General features: G+C 72.1%; 15 protein-coding genes and 1 riboswitch. Of the genes, 6 read left to right on the forward strand and 9 right to left on the reverse strand.

The window, feature by feature from the left end:
* Window positions 1-81 precede the first annotated feature (81 nt).
* Complete coding sequence (locus E0F75_RS29995; RefSeq protein WP_229314091.1) at window positions 82-1,878, forward strand: long-chain fatty acid--CoA ligase; 1,797 nt, start codon at window positions 82-84, stop codon at window positions 1,876-1,878.
* 86 nt (window positions 1,879-1,964) lie between these two features.
* Here E0F75_RS29995 and E0F75_RS30000 read toward each other — a convergent pair whose 3' ends face one another.
* On the reverse strand, window positions 1,965-3,107 hold the full coding sequence (locus E0F75_RS30000) for a glycosyltransferase family 4 protein (RefSeq protein ID WP_229314092.1): 1,143 nt from the start codon (window positions 3,105-3,107) through the stop codon (window positions 1,965-1,967).
* An 88-nt stretch (window positions 3,108-3,195) separates the two neighbouring features.
* Here E0F75_RS30000 and E0F75_RS30005 point away from each other — a divergent pair, with 88 nt between their 5' ends.
* Both E0F75_RS30005 and E0F75_RS30010 read left to right on the forward strand, forming a co-directional pair.
* A complete protein-coding gene (locus E0F75_RS30005; RefSeq protein WP_229314093.1) occupies window positions 3,196-4,461 on the forward strand; it encodes a glycosyltransferase family 87 protein in 1,266 nt (421 codons plus the stop codon).
* A 79-nt stretch (window positions 4,462-4,540) separates the two neighbouring features.
* Window positions 4,541-6,007 carry a DUF2079 domain-containing protein gene (locus tag E0F75_RS30010; RefSeq protein WP_229314094.1) on the forward strand — a complete coding sequence of 489 codons (1,467 nt, stop codon included), beginning with the start codon at window positions 4,541-4,543 and terminating at the stop codon, window positions 6,005-6,007.
* Window positions 6,008-6,082: 75 nt separating this feature from the next.
* On the opposite strand, the gene E0F75_RS30015 is transcribed toward E0F75_RS30010, so the two are convergent.
* Entirely contained in the window at window positions 6,083-7,507 is a 1,425-nt protein-coding gene (locus E0F75_RS30015) for an MATE family efflux transporter (RefSeq protein ID WP_229314095.1), read from the reverse strand.
* A 113-nt stretch (window positions 7,508-7,620) separates the two neighbouring features.
* Between E0F75_RS30015 and E0F75_RS30020 the strand changes: the two genes are divergently transcribed.
* Entirely contained in the window at window positions 7,621-8,166 is a 546-nt protein-coding gene (locus tag E0F75_RS30020; protein ID WP_229314191.1) for a PadR family transcriptional regulator, read from the forward strand.
* A gap of 89 nt (window positions 8,167-8,255) precedes the next feature.
* Here E0F75_RS30020 and E0F75_RS30025 read toward each other — a convergent pair whose 3' ends face one another.
* The 5 genes from E0F75_RS30025 to E0F75_RS30045 all read right to left on the reverse strand — a co-directional run bounded on the left by E0F75_RS30025 (window position 8,256) and on the right by E0F75_RS30045 (window position 13,822).
* Window positions 8,256-9,485 (reverse strand): hypothetical protein, encoded by a 1,230-nt coding sequence (locus E0F75_RS30025; protein ID WP_229314096.1) that lies wholly within the window; start codon window positions 9,483-9,485, stop codon window positions 8,256-8,258.
* Between the two features lie 168 nt (window positions 9,486-9,653).
* Entirely contained in the window at window positions 9,654-10,664 is a 1,011-nt protein-coding gene (locus tag E0F75_RS30030) for an NlpC/P60 family protein (protein WP_229314097.1), read from the reverse strand.
* Window positions 10,665-10,864: 200 nt separating this feature from the next.
* Window positions 10,865-11,914 carry a C40 family peptidase gene (locus E0F75_RS30035; protein WP_229314098.1) on the reverse strand — a complete coding sequence of 350 codons (1,050 nt, stop codon included), beginning with the start codon at window positions 11,912-11,914 and terminating at the stop codon, window positions 10,865-10,867.
* A 267-nt stretch (window positions 11,915-12,181) separates the two neighbouring features.
* Window positions 12,182-13,546, reverse strand: coding sequence for an NYN domain-containing protein (locus E0F75_RS30040; protein WP_229314099.1), 1,365 nt, complete (start codon window positions 13,544-13,546; stop codon window positions 12,182-12,184).
* A gap of 33 nt (window positions 13,547-13,579) precedes the next feature.
* On the reverse strand, window positions 13,580-13,822 hold the full coding sequence (locus tag E0F75_RS30045; RefSeq protein WP_030314394.1) for a hypothetical protein: 243 nt from the start codon (window positions 13,820-13,822) through the stop codon (window positions 13,580-13,582).
* A gap of 158 nt (window positions 13,823-13,980) precedes the next feature.
* Between E0F75_RS30045 and E0F75_RS30050 the strand changes: the two genes are divergently transcribed.
* Together E0F75_RS30050 and E0F75_RS30055 are read left to right on the forward strand one after the other, a co-directional pair.
* Window positions 13,981-14,724 (forward strand): rhomboid family intramembrane serine protease, encoded by a 744-nt coding sequence (locus tag E0F75_RS30050; RefSeq protein ID WP_229314100.1) that lies wholly within the window; start codon window positions 13,981-13,983, stop codon window positions 14,722-14,724.
* A complete protein-coding gene (locus E0F75_RS30055; protein WP_015033007.1) occupies window positions 14,721-15,002 on the forward strand; it encodes an Lrp/AsnC family transcriptional regulator in 282 nt (93 codons plus the stop codon). The genes E0F75_RS30050 and E0F75_RS30055 overlap by 4 nt, the downstream gene beginning before the upstream one ends.
* Before the next feature lie 71 nt (window positions 15,003-15,073).
* Here the strand turns inward: E0F75_RS30055 and E0F75_RS30060 are convergent, their stop codons facing one another.
* The gene (locus tag E0F75_RS30060) at window positions 15,074-16,507 is read right to left on the reverse strand and encodes an aminotransferase class V-fold PLP-dependent enzyme (protein WP_229314101.1); all 1,434 of its coding nucleotides are present in this window, start codon (window positions 16,505-16,507) and stop codon (window positions 15,074-15,076) included.
* A 253-nt stretch (window positions 16,508-16,760) separates the two neighbouring features.
* Window positions 16,761-16,877, reverse strand: a riboswitch (SAM riboswitch).
* 87 nt (window positions 16,878-16,964) lie between these two features.
* Window positions 16,965-18,029, reverse strand: a complete 1,065-nt coding sequence (gene trpD / locus E0F75_RS30065) for an anthranilate phosphoribosyltransferase (RefSeq protein WP_229314102.1) — start codon at window positions 18,027-18,029, stop codon at window positions 16,965-16,967.
* Window positions 18,030-18,044: the final 15 nt, after the last annotated feature.

Below are 18,044 nucleotides of genomic sequence, written 5' to 3' on the forward strand. Positions count from 1 at the left end.
ACGGAGCACCCGCCAGTTCTTGGACTTCACCGGTGCATCACACAGAGCCGTGGCGCCGGCGCCCGATGAGGAGCAGCAGTCTTGCGCGAGTTCAGCCTTCCGGCCCTGTACGAGGTCCCCGCGGACGGCAACCTGACGGATCTCATCCGCCGCAACGCCTCCCAGCACCCAGACGTCGCCGTCATGGGCCGCAAGGTCGACGGTGTGTGGACGGATGTGACCGCGACGCAGTTCCTCGCGGAGGTCCGCGGGGCCGCCAAGGGCCTGATCGCGGCCGGTGTCGAGCCGGGCGACCGGGTCGCACTGCTCTCCCGTACGCGATACGAGTGGGTCCTCCTCGACTTCGCGATCTGGAGTGCGGGCGGCGTGACCGTCCCCGTGTACGAGACCAGCTCGCCGGAGCAGATCCAGTGGATCCTCGGCGACTCGGGCGCGACCCTGGTGCTCGTCGAGAGCGGTGCGCACCAGGAGTCGGTGGAGTCCGTACGGGCGGACCTGCCGGAACTGAAGGGCATCTGGCAGATCGAGGACGACGCGGTCGCGCAGCTGACCGCGACCGGGCTCGACGTGTCCGACGAGCTGCTCGACGAGCGCATGTCGGCGGCGAACGCGGACGACCCGGCGACGATCGTCTACACCTCGGGCACCACGGGCCGCCCCAAGGGCTGCGTCCTGACCCACCGGGCCTTCTTCGCCGAGTGCGGCAACGTGGTGGCGCGGCTGAAGCCGCTGTTCCGTACCGGCGAGTGTTCGGTGCTGCTGTTCCTGCCGGCCGCGCACGTCTTCGGGCGCCTCGTCGAGATCGCGTCCGTGATGGCGCCGATCCGTCTCGGCTGCGTCCCCGACATCAAGAACCTCACGGACGAGCTGGCCTCGTTCCGGCCGACGCTGATCCTGGGCGTGCCCCGGGTCTTCGAGAAGGTCTACAACTCGGCGCGGGCCAAGGCTCAGGCCGACGGCAAGGGCAAGATCTTCGACAAGGCCGCGCACACGGCCATCGCGTACAGCAGGGCGCTGAGCACCCCGCAGGGCCCGTCCTTCGGCCTCAGGCTGAAGCACAAGATCTTCGACAAGCTGGTCTTCAGCAAGCTGCGGGCGGTGCTCGGCGGCCGCGGCGAGTACGCGATCTCGGGCGGCGCGCCGCTGGGTGAGCGGCTGGGCCACTTCTTCCGGGGCATCGGCTTCACGGTGCTGGAGGGCTACGGCCTGACGGAGTCGTGCGCGGCGACGGCGTTCAACCCCTGGGACCGGCAGAAGATCGGCACGGTCGGTCAGCCGCTGCCGGGTTCGGTGGTGCGGATCGCCGACGACGGCGAGGTGCTGCTGCACGGCGAGCACATCTTCTCGCGGTACTGGAACAACGAGGCGGCGACGGCCGAGGCGCTGGCGGACGGCTGGTTCCACACGGGCGACATCGGCACCCTCGACGAGGACGGCTACCTCGCGATCACCGGCCGGAAGAAGGAGATCCTGGTGACGGCGGGCGGCAAGAACGTCGCCCCGGCGGTCATCGAGGACCGGATCCGGGCGCACGCGCTGGTCGCGGAGTGCATGGTGGTCGGCGACGGCCGCCCGTTCGTGGGCGCGCTGGTCACGATCGACGAGGAGTTCCTGGGCCGCTGGGCCTCGGAGCACGGCAAGCCGGCGGGCTCGACGGCGGTCACCCTCCGGGACGACGCGGACCTGGTGGCGGAGGTCCAGCGCGCGATCGACGACGGCAACGCGGCGGTCTCCAAGGCGGAGTCGGTGCGCAAGTTCCGCATCCTCCCGGCGCAGTTCACGGAGGAGGCGGGCCACATCACCCCGTCCCTGAAGCTGAAGCGGAACGTGGTGGCGAAGGACTTCGCGGACGAGATCGAGGCGATCTACCGGGCCTGATGCGGTCCCTCGTACGTACGGCCGGAGGCCCGGGGCGATGTCGCCCCGGGCCTCCGGCCGTTTCCTCCGTCACACCCGGACGCTCGCTACAGAAGCTCCTTGAGACGCTCCGCGAGCAGGTCCCAGCGCCATTTCTCCTCGACCCAGGCGCGGCCCCGCTCGCCCATGCGGGCGCGGAGCTCGGGGTCGAGGAGGAGGGTGCTGACGCGGTCGGCGGTGTCCTCGGCGGACTCACCGCGGACGACCCAGCCGGTCTCGCCGTCGAGGACCGCGTCGGGGGCGCCGCCCGAGTCGCCCGCGACGACGGGAAGGCCGGTCGCGGAGGCCTCCAGGTAGACGATGCCGAGGCCCTCGACGTCGAGGCCGCCGCGCCGGGTGCGGCAGGGCATGGCGAAGACGTCGCCGGCGCCGTAGTGGGCGGGCAGCTCCGACCAGGGGACGGCGCCGGTGAAGCGTACGGATCCGGCCACCCCGGTCTCGGTGGCGAGGCGGTGCAGATCCTTCTCGTACGGGCCGCCGCCGACGATCAGGAGGACCGCGTCCGGCACCCGGCGCAGGATCTGCGGCATGGCCCTGATCAGGGTGTCCTGCCCCTTGCGCGGGACGAGCCGGGAGACGCAGACGACCACGGGGCGGTCGCTGAGCCCGAGGCGGGCGCGGACCTCGGCGCCGCCCGAGTCGGGGTGGAAGGTCTTCTCGTCGACGCCCGGCGGCAGCTGCCTCATGCGGTCCGCGGCGGCGGGCGTGAGGGCGGCCGCGATCCGGGAGCGGGTGTACTCGCCGAGGTAGGTGATGGTGTCCGTGCCCTCGCCGATCCGCCGGAGCAGCTGCCGGGAGGCGGGCAGCTGGGCCCAGCCGGCCTCGTGCCCGTGCGTGGTGGCGACGATTCGCCGTGCGCCGGCCCTGCGCAGCGCGGGGGCCATCAGGCCGAGGGGCGCGGCCGCGCCGAACCACACGGACTCACAGCCGTGCTCGCGCAGGAGCGCGGTGGCCCTGGCCGTGACCCGAGGTGTGGGCAACAGCACGGTGGTGCGATCCCGGACGACCGTGAAAGGCTGTTCGGCGTCGAACGCGGCCGTCGCCTCGATCCCTTCGCGGCTGCGCTTCCAGGTGGAGGCGTACACCACGATCTGGTCGGGATCCAGGCGGAGGGCCATGTTGTGCAGGAAGGCCTGGATTCCGCCCGGACGCGGCGGGAAGTCGTTGGTTACGATCAGGGTCTTGTGCATCGTGGCCGACAGTACCGCGAGCGCACCCACCGCCCAGCACCACCATCCCCCGCGGCAGCGGGCCGACAGGACAAGGAACAGGACAGGTATGACGGGCGCAGTGGGCACCGGATCACGCACGCGTCTCCGCCTCCCGCTGGGCCTCTGGGGCCTGACCCGGATCATCCTCCTGTTGTGTGTCTTCAAGGTCGTGGTGGTCCCCGGCCCGGACGCGACGCTCGAGGTCGAGCAGATCTACCAGAGCTGGTTCGACGTCCTGCGGACCGGCGAGTATCCCCGGGACGACGTGACCTGGCAGTACCCGCCGGCCGCCGCCCTCGCGATCCTCTCTCCCGTGCTGTTGCCCTTCCTCGGCTACGCGGCGGCCTTCTTCGTCCTGGCGCTCCTCTGTGACGCCTTCGTCATGGGCCTTCTCCTGCACACCGGCCGCCGCGCCGGCCGGTCGATGCGGGGCGCGTGGCTCTGGCTGGCCGCGGTGCCCCTGCTCGGCCCCACCGCGTACGCCCGCTACGACGTCATGGTGACGGCCGTCGCCGTGGCCGCCCTGCTGGCCGTCAGCCGCGACCCGCGCGTTCTCGGTGTGCTCGCCGGTTTCGGCGCCGTCCTCAAGGTGTGGCCGGCGCTGCTGCTCGCAGGCACCCCGAAGGGCGGGGCGACCTGGCGTTCCTGGCCCGTGGCGGCCGGCGCGGCGGCTGCGGTGCTGCTGCTCTGCGTGGCCTGGATGCCGGGGTCGCTGGCGTTCCTCTCGTACCAGAGCGAGCGGGGTACGGAGGTCGAGTCCCTGGGGGCGATGGTGTTCCACGTGGCCCGGCACTTCGGCTGGGAGGGCGAGGCCCGGATGAACTACGGCTCGATGGAGTTCCTCGGCCCCTACGTCTCGTGGGTGTCGTCCGGGGCGATGGCGCTGACGATCGCCGCGTTCGGATGGCTGGCGCTGTGGCGGTTCAAGGCGCGCCGGTTCTCCTCGTCGACGACGGCGGACGCGGCGTTCGTCGCCGTCCTGCTCTTCACCGTGACGAGCCGGGTGATCTCACCTCAGTACATGATCTGGCTGTTCGGTCTCGCCGCGGTCTGTCTCGCCTACCGCTCGACCGGCATGCGGCGCCCCGCCCATCTGGTGCTGTGGGCGACGGCCGTGACGCAGTTCGAGTACCCCGTCTGGTTCTCCCATGTGACGCAGAGCGATCCCCTGGGGATCGCTGTGCTGTTCCTGCGCAACGGTCTCCTGGTGGTCGCCGCCTTCTCCGCCTGCCGCGCCCTGTGGCGGCACACGGTGACCGAGGCCGGCGTCGTGCGCATCCCGGGGCAGACCCGCCGGCCCGAGCGGGAAAAGGTTCTGGCCGGTTCGGCCTGAGCCGTAGTGGCCCGAACACCGATACGCACTGGTGCTACCCTGGGGCACCTTTGCCTTCCCGTTAGGTTCTTCTGCTGACATGAACAACTCGATTCTCTCGGTCGACACGCTTCAGCGGCACGGGAAGAGCGGCGAAGGGGCCGCCGCGGAGGATGTACCGAAAGTCTCGGCGGGTATATCGGGGAAGTCTCTCCTCCTGGTTTCCTGCACTTTCTTCCTGATCTATCTCCTCCTGTCGGCACGGCGCCACGCGGCGAACCTCACGACAGGGTACGACCTGGGCATCTTCACCCAGATCGTGAGGTCCTACGCCGAGTTCTCCGCCCCGTACTCCGATCTCAAGGGGCCTGCATACAACACACTCGGGGATCATTTCCATCCGATCCTCGCGCTCCTTGCACCCCTTTACAAGGTATTCCCGTCCAGCTATACGCTGCTCGTCTGCCAGGCAGCACTCGTGGCGTTCTCCATAGTTCCCCTGATGAAGTGGGCGCACAAAGCCAGGGGACAGAACTTCGCCTATTGGGTCGGAATTTCCTACGGCGCTTCCTGGGGAATTGCCGCACTCATCTTCTTCGACTTCCACGAAGTCTCCTTCGCGGTGCCTCTCCTGTCCCTCTCGCTCTGTGCCGCCGGTCAGAAGAACTGGCGCGCGGCCGCCCTCTGGTCCCTGCCGCTGGTGCTGGTCAAGGAGGATCTGGGGCTCACGGTCGCCGCGATCGGCGCCTATGTGGCGTGGAAGGGGCCGCGGGTGACGGGGCTCGCCGTCGTCGCCTTCGGGGCCGGCGCGACGGCGCTGGAGATGCTGGTGATCCTTCCGTACTTCAATCCCCTCGGGCAGTTCGCCTATCTGCCGCCCGAGACCGCCGAAGAGGTCGGCATGCTGGCGCAGGCCGCCGGAGCCCTCTGGCCTCCGGTCAAGTGGCTGACCCTCTTCATGATCGTCGCCCCGACCGGCTTCCTGGCCCTCCGGTCGCCGATCCTGCTCGTCGCGCTGCCGACGCTGGCCTGGCGCTTCACGGGATCGAACCCCTTCTACTGGGGGATGGACTTCCACTACAGCGCGGTCCTCATGCCCATCGCCTTCGCCGCCGCCGTTCACGCGGTCGCGAACGGCGTGAGCGCGCGGAGAGTCATGCCCGCCTGCGTCGTCGGCGCGGTGGCCACGAGCGTCACGCTCTTCACCCATCCCCTGCACGAGGTCGTACTGCCACGGACATGGAGCGACTCCGCCTACGTCAGGACGTCGGACGCGCTGCTTGAGAAGATCCCCGACGGCGCGACCGTGGCCGCCTCGAACCGCCTGGCCGCCCAGCTCGCCGACCGGGCCTCCGTCAGCGAGATATGCCTGTTCCCCCGTTCCTTCCCCCCGAGGGAACGACCCGAGTGGCTGATATACGACGTCGCCGACAACTCCGACCCGGAGTGCCCGACCGGCAGGGCCTTGGAATCAGCCGACCCGGACGTCCCTGGATACCGCGTCGTCGAGGCGCGGAACGGCATAACCCTGCTCAGGCTGGCCGGCGACGAGAAGACCTCCCGGTAGCCCGCCCCCGGGAGGGCAGGTGAGACCGCCCCCGAGGGGGCAGGTGAGACCGCCCCCGGGAGGGCAGGTGCCGGATCATCCACATCGGCCGTCGGCTTCCGCCGGCGGCCGATGCGCGTGCGAGGAGTCCGCGCGGCCGGGCCGCTCCTGAGCGGCGCCGAGGGTGCGGCGGTACAGGAAGCCGAGGCCCGCGCACTGGGCCGCTGTCGCGAGGGCCATGGCCAGGCAGATGCCGGGCAGTCCGAGCCCCGAGAGACCGTGGGCGAGCGGCAGCTGGACGAGGACGCCCGCGATCGTGATCCGGGCGAGGTACGGGCTGCCGCCGGTGCCCTCGAAGACCCCCGCGAGCGCGATGAACCCGCCCGTCAGCAGCAGATGGGGGCCGAGGCAGCGCAGGAAGAGGGCGCCCGCCTCCGCCACCTCGGGTTCGGCGCCGAAGATCCGCATGACGGGTCCCGCGCCGAGGAACAGCAGCACGGCGGCACCCGCGCCGAGGACGCCCCCGAGCAACAGGGCCTGGCGTCCGACGGCACGGCGCTCGTCGCGGCCGGCGTCGGGGCGTGGCGCGTGCCCGAGCTCCTGAGCGGGTCCTCGCCCCGCCCCCTGCGCGCTCCCGAGCAGATGCGCGCTGTGGATGGCGGCGGCCTGCCGGACGGCGTAGAACGCCATGGTCGCGACGTACATGGCCTTGGTGGCGATGCCGTAGGCGGCGATCTCGGTGACGCCGAGCCGGGCCACGACGGAGACGAGCGCGAGAGCACCCGCCATCCGGACCGCGAAGTCGACGCCCATGGGGAGACCGGTTCCGACGGTGCGGCGCAGGGCGGCGGCCGTCCGCTCGGCCGGCCGGACCGCGCGGGCCGCCCTGACCAGCGGGTTGCGACGGAGGACGAGCAGCCCGACGGCGAGCGCGACGGCCCGGCCGGTGACGGTGGCGAGGGCGGCGCCCCGTACCCCGTACGCCTGGATGAGCAGCGGGTCGAGGACCAGGATCAGCCCGTTGGCGAGGAAGGCGAGCCGCATCGGGGTGCGGGTGTCGCCCGCGCCCTTGAGGATCCCGTCGAGGACGTTGACGGCGAAGAAGACGGCGGTGCCGGGGAGCGAGACGGCGAAGTAGGCGGTGGCCAGGGCGTGGGCGGGGTGGTCCTGGCCGCCGAGCAGCAGGGCGGCGAGCGGTTCGCGCAGCAGGTACCCGCCGACGGCCACGGGTGGCACGAGCAGGGCGCCGAGGGCGGCCCCGCCGCGGATGGCGGCGCGGACGGCGGCCGGGTCGTCCGCGCCCCGGGCGCGGGCGACGAGCACGGTGGTTCCGGAGCCCGCCACGAGGACGACGCCGAGGAGCAGGTTCTCGACGTTGGTGGCGACCGCGACGGCGGCGACGGCGTCCCCGCCGAGCCGGGCGACCCAGATGACGTTGATGACGCCGGCGGCGACGCCGGCGAGGAGTTCGAGATAGACCGGGCGGGCGAGCCGGACGAGCGTACGGCGGTGCGCGGACATGGACGACAGCCCCCTCTTTTCGATGTACCTCGATTCGAGGCACATCGAAAAGAGGTAACATGGCGACCGGTCCGAGGACAAGCACGGACGACGCGCACGAAGGAGGCCGCCCGGTGCTGGAGCTGTCGATCCTGGGCTTCCTGTACGAGAAGCCCCTGCACGGGTACGAGCTGAAGGAGCGCATCCACGGCCTCAGCGGTCATGTGCGCCCCGTCAGCGACGGCGCCCTCTACCCGGCGATCACCCGCCTGGTGAAGAACGGCCTGGTGGACAGCCGTACGGAACCGGGCGCGAGCGCGGCCCCGCGCCGGACCCTCTCGCTCACCGCCGACGGGCGCCGGGAGCTGCTCGCCCGGCTGCGCGCCCCCAAGGACGCCGAGATCACCGACGGCCAGCGCTTCTTCACGCTGCTCTCCTTCCTCGGCCGCCTGCCCGACCCGGCGGACCAGGCGGCCGTGCTGCGGCGCCGTCAGGAGTTCCTGAACACCCCGGCCAGCTTCTTCTACGAGGACGGGACCCCGGTCGTCGCCGAGCGGGAGCCGGACCTCTTCCGCCGGGGCATGCTGCGGATCGCCCGCGCGACGGGCACGGCCGAGAAGGCCTGGCTGACGGAGGCCCTGGCCGAACTCGAGGGCCGGGAGCCGCCGGCCCGCCCCTGATCCACCGGCCGGACCCCGACCACCCGATCCGCCCCTGATCCACCCGCCGGACCCCGACCACCCGATCCGCCCGATCCGACACACAGGCCCTACGCCAGCCGCTTCCCCAGGTACTCCCGCCAGTCGGCGGTGAACTCCTCCGGGGTGGTGTCGAGCACCTCCTGGAGGGCCTTCTCCACGGCACCCTCCCGGCCCGGGTGCGCGCCCACAGCCCGGTAGAAGTCGGTCAGCCTCGCCTCGCCCCAGCGGTCCGCGATCAGCTCGCAGGCCAGCCAGCCGCCCTCGTACGCCCTGGCCAGCGCCTCCGCGTCCCCACCGAAGGCGAAGTCGGGGTCGTCCGGGAGCCGGGCCGGGAGCTCACCCGCACGGACCGCGCGGCCCAGTTCGGGGGCGGCCTGGACGGCGGTGCGGTCGGCGTCCCGGTAGGCGACCCAGTCGGCGAAGCCCTCGGAGAGCCAGACCGGGGTCGACGGGGTGGTGGCGGCGCGGGTGGCGACATGGACGGTCTCGTGGGTGAGGACGAGCTGCCGGCCGAACTCGCCGAGGACCCCGTACGCCTCCGGGTTCACGATCACCCGGTCCGCGGGGGCGTCCGCGCCGCCCCGGGTCTCCCCCGTGGTGACGGCGGCGATGCCCCGGTAGGAGTTCCCGGGCGCCCCGAGGAGCTCGCCCATCCCCTCCAGCGACCCGGGGACGAGGACCACCACGTCACGGGCCCACGCGTCGGGCCAGGCGGCGGAGACGACGGGAACGGCCCGGTCGGCCGCCGCGGCGATCTCCCGGAGCCGCTCGGGCTTCTGGCCGACGCCGAGGACGAGCGAGCGGGCGCCCGGGACGCTCGCCACGTCGCCCTGCTCCCAGAGGTGCCGGGGCGCGCCCTGCGCCGGACGGTCACCGGTCATGTACCAGCGTCCGTCCCGCTCGGTCAGATCGAGGACCCGGGCCCCGGTGACGGGCCGCCTGTCGTGACCCGCGAGCCGGTAGCCGAGGTCGGCGCGGACGGTGACGCGGTCGGTGGCCGTGCGGTCGACACCGGTGAGCCGGTAGGTCCAGCCGTCGACGGGAACCTTCGCGAGCCGCCGGAAGACGGTGAGGGCGGTCGGGGCGTACGAGGGGTCGACGGCGGCGAGGTAGCCGGGCTGGTCGCGGTCGAGCAGCGCCCTGGCGTGCCGGTCGAGGAGCCCCTGTATCTCCCGGGTGGCCGTGTCGGCGGGCCGGTCGGCGCGCGCACCGCAGCCGACGAGCCCCACGAGCACGAGCAGCAGGGCCGTCAGGCAGGCCGTCGCCGGCCTCCGCGCTCCACACCCCTGACCTGCCACGCCTCCGATCGTACGGTCGGATCGGCGGGAACTGCTTCGGGTACGGTCCCGAACCGGGACCGGACCCGGCCGGAAGCGGGCTGGAACCAGGGCCGGACCCGCCGGAAGCGGGCTGGGAACCGGGCCGGACCCGGCCGGGGCCCTCCCGGGCCCGAGCCGGAATCCGCCTCAGACCCGGGTCACCGTCACGTGGGACATCATGTTCACCGGGTCGTAGCGGACCCGCGCGCCCGGGTAGGGGGCGTGGATGACCTGGCCGTTCCCGGCGTAGATCCCCACATGGCTGGCGTCGCCGCGGTACGTGACGAGGTCACCGGGCTGTGCCTGCGAGAGCGGCACCTGCCGGCCCGCGTACCGCTGCGCGGAGGAGGTCCGCGGCAGGCTGATCCCGGCCTTCCCGTACGACCAGACCATCAGGCCCGAGCAGTCGAAGGCGGAGGGTCCGGTCGCCCCCCACACGTACGGCTTGCCGACCGCGCTGCGGGCGGCGATCACCGCGGCGGCGGCCCGCGAGGAACCCGGGGCGGCCTCGGGCATCGGCGGCAGCTCCTCCGCGCGTCCGCCGGAGCGCGAGGCCCGGTCGAAGTCGGCGCGCTCCTCGGCGGTGAGGCCGGCGAGGACCCGGCGGGCCTCGGCGAGCTTGCCCTCGACGACGCGCTTGTGGCGGGCGACCTCGGCCCGGCTGCGCTCCAGCTCGACCAGGGCCGTCCGGGCCTCGGACCGCTTCTGGCTCAGCCGGCGCTGCTCCCGGCGGAGCTCGCCGAGCGCGGCCCCCTGACGGGCGGTGATCCGGTCGAGCGCGGAGGCCCGGTCGAGGTAGGTGTCCGGGTCGGAGGAGAGCAGCAGGGCGAGGGCGGGGTCGATGCCGCCGGAGCGGTACTGGGCGCCGGCGACCGAACCGAGCGCGCCCCGCATGTGGTTGATGCGCTCCTGGCCCCGGGCGAGGCTGTCCTGGGCCTGGGAGACCGTCCGGCGCAGCGCGTCCGCCTTCTCGTCCGCCCGGTTGTAGCCCTCGGTGGCCTTCTCGGCCTCCTCGAAGAGGCGGTCCACCGTGGCACGGGTGGCCGCGGACCCGGCACCGGGGTCGGCGCTCGCGGGGACGGCCCCGAGGGTCGCCGCGGCGGTGGCCGCGGCGGCGGTGAGGACGGTGACCCTGACGGGTCGGCGGTGGGACGCCACGAATCGCGCTCCGTTCGGCTCGACGCTGACTGGCGCGGCAGACAGTAGCCGCTGATCACTCCGCGTCCAACGAAGGCACCGGGCACACAAAGTGACGCCCCGCCGGAGATCACAGGTCACCGGCGGGGCGTCAGGTCAGCTCGCGTCGCGGCGAACCACCCGATTGGGCGGTACGGCTGCGCGGGTCGCGTCGCGGCGGGTCAGCCGCCGATGCGGACTCCGAACTGGAACGTGCCCATGTAGTTCATGGACTCGTAGCGGACGTAGGCGCCCGGCTTGGGGGCGTGGAGGATCGTGTTGTTGCCCGCGTACAGACCCACGTGCGACAGGCCGTTGAAGAAGACCAGGTCGCCCGGCCGGAGCTGGCTGCGGCCGATCTTCGTGCCGTCGTTCTGCTGGGTGTAGGTGGTGCGGGTGAGGTCGACGCCGGCCTTGCCGTAGGCCCACTGGGTCAGACCCGAGCAGTCGAACGAGCCGGGGCCCTCCGCGCCGGGGTCGTACGGCATGCCGATCCGGGTGGCGGCGGCGCTGAGCGCGGCGGCACCGAAGCCGGAGGCGGCGGCCTCGTTGCCGAGGTCGAGCCGCTCGCCGGCGGCGCGGCTGGCGCGCTGCTCCTTCGCCCGCTCCTCCTGCTCCACCTTGGCCCTCTCGGCCGCGGTGAGGGTGTTCAGGAGCTTCTTCGCGTCGGCCAGCTTGTTCTGGTAGCTCTTCTTCTTGGCGCCGAGGGCCTTGCGGACGTCCTCGAGGTCGGCGAGCTTCGTCGTGGCCTCGGCGCGCTGCTGCGCGAGGCTGCGCTGCTTGGACTGGATCGAGGTGAGGACGTCGGCCTGCTGGGCACTCAGCTGGTCGATCGCGGACGCCTTGTCGAGGTAGGTGTCCGGGTCGGCCGAGAGGAAGAGCTGGAGGGCAGGGTCGATGCCGCCGGAGCGGTACTGGGCGCTGGCCACCGAACCGATCTGGTCGCGCAGGGTGTTGAGCTCCTGCTGACCGCGGGCCACCTTGTCCTGGAGGTTGCCGACCTCCTGCTGCAGCTTCCCGCGGCGCTCCTCGGCCTGGTTGTACTGCTCGATGGCCTCTTCGGCCTCGTGATGCAGCTTGTCGACCTTCGACTTGACCTCGTCGATCTTGGGCTTGGCGGGGGCCGCCTGGGCGCCCGTCTGGGCGGTGAGCGCTACGGCGGCGGCCGCGGTCGCGGTGAGTACGGTCACGCGCATGCGGCTCGGCTGCTTGGGTCGACGGTGGGACGCCACGAAGGCGAGCTCCTTCTTCCTCAGAGCCGCCCAACCGGTAAGGGGCAGGCGGTTCCTCCGCCGCCACCCCGGATGGGTGATCAACCGCGCGAAGGTTCGAGCCCCGACCCTAGTGACCAACTTGTGATCAGTTCAAATCCCACTGGCAAAAATATCGCCCACGGACCACTTAATTTACACGCACCACACAGCCAGTGATGGGCACTTGACGGTCCGCCCTCCAGAATTCGGGCATAAGACTCAAGAGTTGCGATGTGTGGTGATGCCTCAGGAGAGCCGCGAAAGCCGCTTCAGCAACAAGGCGGACGCCACGGGGCGCGCCCCGGCCTTCGCCACCCCGTCGGCCACCTCGCGGTCGGTGGAGACCACCACGACCGGCCGGCCCGGCGGCTCGGCCCGCACCAGCTGACGGATCAACTCGTCGGCGGTCACACCCGGCTTGGAGAACAGCACCCGCACCCCGCGCGGCGGCGCGAGGAGCACCGGGGCCGCCAGCTCCGCCCCGTCGAAGACACAGGTGACCTCGGCGCCCGAACGGGCCGCGAGGGCCGACAGGCTGCCCAGCAGCCGCAGCCGCTGCTTCTCCAACGGCATCGTGGGATAGCCGGTCTTGGTGACGTTGTAGCCGTCGACGACCAGATGGGCCTGCGGCAGCGCGAGGAGCTGGTCCAGCAGCGCCGGGTCGGTCTCGGAGAGCGCCCGCGCCGCGATGTCCTTCGGGGACATCCGCCCCGGCTCCACCGCGTCCACGGTGTCCGCCGGATGCACCGACACGGGGGGCAGCGCGAGTTCGCGACGCAGCCCCTGGGCGGCGTCGAGCACGGTGTCGAGCAGCAGCCGCAGCCGCATGTCCTCCACCGAGCGCCCCTCACGGGCGGTCCTGCGGCTCGCCTCCAGGGCGGCCTCGACCTCGCCGAGCCGGGCCTTGAGCCGCCGGCTCTCGCTCTCGGCGGACGACACCTGGGCGGCCGCCTCCGCCTTCGCGGCGTCGATCTCGCTCTGGACGCGGCGCAGCGCCGCCTCGCCGCGCTTCACGTCGCTCTGGGCGCTGCGCAGCTTGCGGTGAAGCGATTCCGCTTCCTTCCGGGCCGCCTCCAGATCGTGGCGCAACTGCTCGGTCTCGCCGCGCGAGCGGTCCCGGGCGGCGACGAGTTCCTCGCGCAGCCGCTCCAGCTCGCGCCGGCCCGCCTCGTCGGCCCGCTCGGCGTCGACGCGCAGGGCCTCCTCGCCCGCGGCGGCCACCAGCTTGACCCAGCCCGGCGGGCGCAGCACATAGGCCGCGGCCGCCACGTCGACGGGGTCGGCCGCGGCGGGCGGGGTGCCGGTCTCGACGGCTCCGGCCAGCTCGGGCTGGCCCTGCTTGAAGCGCTCGCCGATCCGCTGCCGGAACAGCGGGTCGCTCTCCAGGGCCGCCGCCATGGCGTTCCCGGCGAACTTGGCGCGCCGGCTCGCGGTGAACCGGGCGTACTGCCTCAGGGGTGCGGGCAGCTCCGCGACGGTCAGCCCGCCGAAGGCGTCGGCGACCAGCGCGACGACCCGCCGCCGTACGCCTTCCGGCAGTGGGTGGTCGAGCGTCTCGGCAGCGTCACCTGCCGCGCCGGCCGGCTCTCCACCGTGCGCGGGCTGCTCCACGATCCGTCACCCCTATGTCGTCCGCGCCGTCCCTCAGGAGGCGGCGCCCGGCCTGTCCACCAGTTCGATCTGATCCACCGCGTTGCACCAGCGACAGCGGACCGACTCGATGGTCTCACTGACCACCTGCCGCTCCTCGACCGTCGGGTCACCCGCGAGGTCCAGATGGACGTACTCCACGACCTTGGAGGAGCGCGTCACGTCGAATCGGGTCAGGTTGCCGCAGAGCGTGCAGCGCCACCGGGTGTCGGCGGTCGGCAGGGGAACCGTCGTCATCGTGCCGTCCTTCTTCCTGTTGCGTGGTACCAGGTGCGGGAGCCGCGGTGCGCCGTCGAACTGCGGTCGTACTGCCCGTTACCCTACGGCCTCGCCGGTACGCGGGGGCACGGCGAGGCACTCTGTCCAGTTCGGCCCCGGTACGCCATGATCTGTCCATGATCGACTGGCGAGGTGCGGCCCGTGCTGTCCTGGGGTCCTGGCGGGTCACCCGCGGTGGCCCCACGGTGACGTACGGACTGATCGCCGCCTGCTGTCTGCTCTTCGTGATCGGCCCGGTCTCCGGACTCAACCCGGCGTACGGCACGGGGGACGAGCTCCTCGCGGCACAGGGCGAGTACTTCCGGCGCTGGGGTGTCCTCCCCACCGAGCTGATGAGCGGCGAGCCCCGCGCCCTGCTCACCCCGCTCACCGCGCTCTTCGTCCACGGCAGCTGGCTCCACCTGCTGGGAAACATGCTGTTCCTGTACGTCTTCGGGGCGATGGCCGAGGAGCGCATGGGTCCCGTCGAGTTCGCCCTCTTCTACCTGGGCACGGGCTACCTCGCGCTGCTCGGGTACGCGGTGGCGCACGCGAACAGCGAGCAGACCCTGGTCGGGGCGTCCGGGGCGATCTCCGGGGTGCTCGGGGCCTTTCTCTTCCTCTTCCCGCGCTCCCGGGTCACCAGTCTCTTCCCGTTCCTCTTCTTCCTGCCGCTGCGCTTCCCGGCCTGGATCGTGCTGATCTTCTGGTTCGTGCTCCAGTGGCTGGCCGCGCGGGCGGCGGGCGCCGGTCCCGGGGTCGCCTATCTGGCCCATGTGGTGGGCTTCTCCGTCGGCTTCCTCTACGCCTGGGGGCGCTACCGGGGTGGGGATAGAGTGAAAGCCCAAACCGCGGCGACCGAGGGAGAAAGCCAGCCGTGATCACCGCGATCGTGCTCATCAAGACCAGCGTGGACCGCATCCCCGAGATCGCCGAGTCGATCGCCGGGCTCGACAGCGTCAGCGAGGTCTTCTCGGTGACCGGCACCTACGACCTCATCGCCATGGTCCGCGTGCCCCGTCACGACGACCTGGCGGACGTCATCCCCGGCAGCATCAGCAAGATCCCGGGCGTCGAGGCCACGGACACGCATGTCGCCTTCCGTACGTACTCCCAGCACGATCTGGAGGCGGCCTTCGCCATCGGTCTGGAGTCCTGAGACCTCGTTCACGGCACGGGTGAAGGGGGCCTCCCGCTCGGGAGGCCCCCTTCACCCGTACGAGTGAGTGATCAGCCGCGGTCCGGGACGCAGCGACCGTCCTCGGTACGGTACTTCCACTGGGCGCCGTCGCGGACGAGCTCCTTCACCGCGCCGACGAACCGCTCCACGTGCTCGTCCGGCGTACCGGCGCCGAAGCTCACCCGGATGGCGTTGAGCGACCTCTCCCCCGGGGCCGCCTCGGGGGCGCCGCACTCGCCCGGGTCCTGCGGGTCGCTCCCGAGCAGCGTGCGGACCAGCGGGTGGGCGCAGAAGAGACCGTCGCGGACGCCGATGCCGTATTCGGCGGAGAGCGCGGCGGCGAAGTGGGAGCTGTTCCAGCCCTCCACGACGAAGGAGATGACGCCGACGCGCGGCGCGTCGTCGCCGAACAGCGAGAGCACCTTGACCTCGGGCACCTGGGCGAGGCCGGCGCGCACCGTGTCGATCAGGTGCTGCTCGCGGGCGACCAGCTGGTCGAAGCCGGCCTCGGTGAGCGCCTTGCAGGCGGAGGCGATGGAGTAGACGCCGATGACGTTCGGGGAACCGGCCTCGTGCCGGGCCGCGGTGGTGTGCCACTCCACGTCCACACCACCGTCGGCCCGACGGGCCACCTTGCGGGAGGCGCCGCCGCCCGCGAGGTAGGGCTCGGAGTCCTGCAGCCAGTCGGCGCGGCCCGCGAGGACGCCGGAGCCGAAGGGCGCGTACAGCTTGTGCCCGGAGAAGGCGATCCAGTCCACGTCGAGCTCCTGGACGGAGACCGGGTGGTGGGGCGCGAGCTGGGCGGCGTCGAGCACGATCCGGGCACCGTGGGCGTGCGCGGCGGCGGCGAGCTCCTTCACCGGCCACAGCTCACCGGTGACGTTGGAGGCGCCGGTGACGCAGACCAGTGCGGGACCGTAGGGGTCGCGGTCGGCGAGGGCCCGCTCCAGGCCGGCGACGGCCTGCTGCGGGGTGCGCGGCGCGTTGAGGTAGGTGACGCGGGCGTCCCGCCAGGGCAGCAGCGAGGCGTGGTGCTCGGTCTCGAAGACGAAGACCTGGCAGTCGGCCGGGAGCGTGGCGGCGAGCAGGTTGAGCGAGTCGGTGGTGGAGCGGGTGAAGACGACCTGGTCGCCGGGGCGGCAGTCGAGGAACTCGGCGACGGTGACGCGGCTGTTCTCGAAGAGGTCGGTGGAGAGCTGGGAGAGGTACCCGGCGCCGCGGTGGACGCTGCCGTAGTAGGGGGCGTACGCGGCGACGTCGTCCCACACCCGCTGGAGGGCCGGCGCGCTGGCCGCGTAGTCGAGCGCCGCGTAGGTCACCTCGCCGCCGGTGACGAGCGGGACGGTGACGTCCCGGCCGAGCACGGGGAGCGGGGCGGCGCAGCAGGGATCGGCGGACTCTGCGGCGGTCTCGGCCGCGGTGGTCTCGACGAGGGTGACGGCGGTCTCGACGGTGGCGACGGCGGCGTCAGGGCGTGCGGACATGGCGGTATCTCCCGGCGGGCGGTGCGGAATGGCTTCGGTGATCCCGTACGCGGCCGGAGACGGCGGGGTACGGGTGAGATGCCTCGGAAGACACGGGTGCACGGGGGCACGGGGAGACTCAGGGGTACACGGGGTACGCGGAAGTGACCCTGATCCGATGATCCGAGGGTGAAGAGGGGGCGTACTCGCCCTATCGCATTCGCTTGCTCACGGAAAAAGCTCCTCGAGAGACCAGGACCCCTGGTGTTCGAGGGGTCCGCGCTTGCCGTAGACCTCGCTGCCTACGGCCTGGTCATCACCCGGGGCACCCCGCCACGGACGGAGGGTTGCCGGACAGCAAGCCGGGGCCAAAACGCTGTCACTCGTGACCTGTAGAGCATCCTGCCACATGATCGCCGAAGCGCAAGACCCCGGTCCGCATGCTGGACCGGGGTCATGGGTGCACGACGTGCGAGGGTCAGGCGTTGCTGGCGGCGACCCAGCGTTCCAGGGCCCGGCGGGCCTCGCCGGAGTCGATCGCCTCCGCGGCCTTCTCGATGCCGGCGCGGATCTGCTCCACCAGGGTGCCGTCCCCCGGCGCGAGCGCGGTCAGCGCCGCCGCCGAGTTGAGCAGCACCGCGTCCCGTACCGGACCGGTCTCCCCCGCGAGCAGCCGGCGGGCCACGTCGGCGTTGTACGAGGCGTCCGCGCCGCGCAGCGCCTCCACGGGGACGAGGTCGATGCCGACGTCCCGGGGGTCGAAGGCCTCCTCCCGCACCGAACCGTCGCGGACCACCCAGACCCGTGAGGTGGCGGTGGTGGTCAGCTCGTCGAGGCCGTCGTCGCCGCGGAAGACGAGCGCGGAGGAGCCGCGCTCGGCGAGCACCCCGGCGACGATGGGCGCCACCCGGGCGTCGGCGACACCGGTCGCCTGGGACCGGACGCGGGCCGGATTGGTGAGCGGACCGAGGAAGTTGAAGACGGTCCGGATGCCGAGCTCCTTGCGGGCCGTCGCCACGTGGCGCAGCGCCGGGTGGAACTTCACGGCGAAGCAGAAGGTGATCCCGGCCTCTTCGGCGACCTCGACGACCCGCTTCGGGGTCAGGTTCAGATTGACGCCGAGCTTCTCCAGGACGTCGGAGGCACCGGAGGCGGAGGACGCGGCCCGGTTGCCGTGCTTGACGACCTTGGCGCCGGTGCCGGCCACGACGATCGCCGACATGGTGGAGATGTTGACGGTCTTGGCGCCGTCGCCGCCGGTGCCGACGATGTCGACGGTGGCGCCGGGCACCTCGATCGTGTTCGCGTGCTCGTACATGGTGCGGACGAGGCCGGTGATCTCCTCGACGGTCTCGCCCTTGGCGCGCAGGGCCACGACGAAGCCGGCGATCTGGGCGTCGGTGGCCTCGCCGCGCAGGATCCGGTCCATGGCCCAGGCGGTGTCCTCCGCGCTCTGGTCGCGGCCGGACAGCAGACCGTCCAGGACGACGGGCCAGGAGCGGCCCGCCGACGTAGGTCCTCCAGCGGGGGTCGCAGCGCTCATGGCAGCTCCTGGTCA

This window comes from Streptomyces sp. CB02980 (genome assembly GCF_014451325.2).
Classification (GTDB): Bacteria; Actinomycetota; Actinomycetes; order Streptomycetales; family Streptomycetaceae; genus Streptomyces.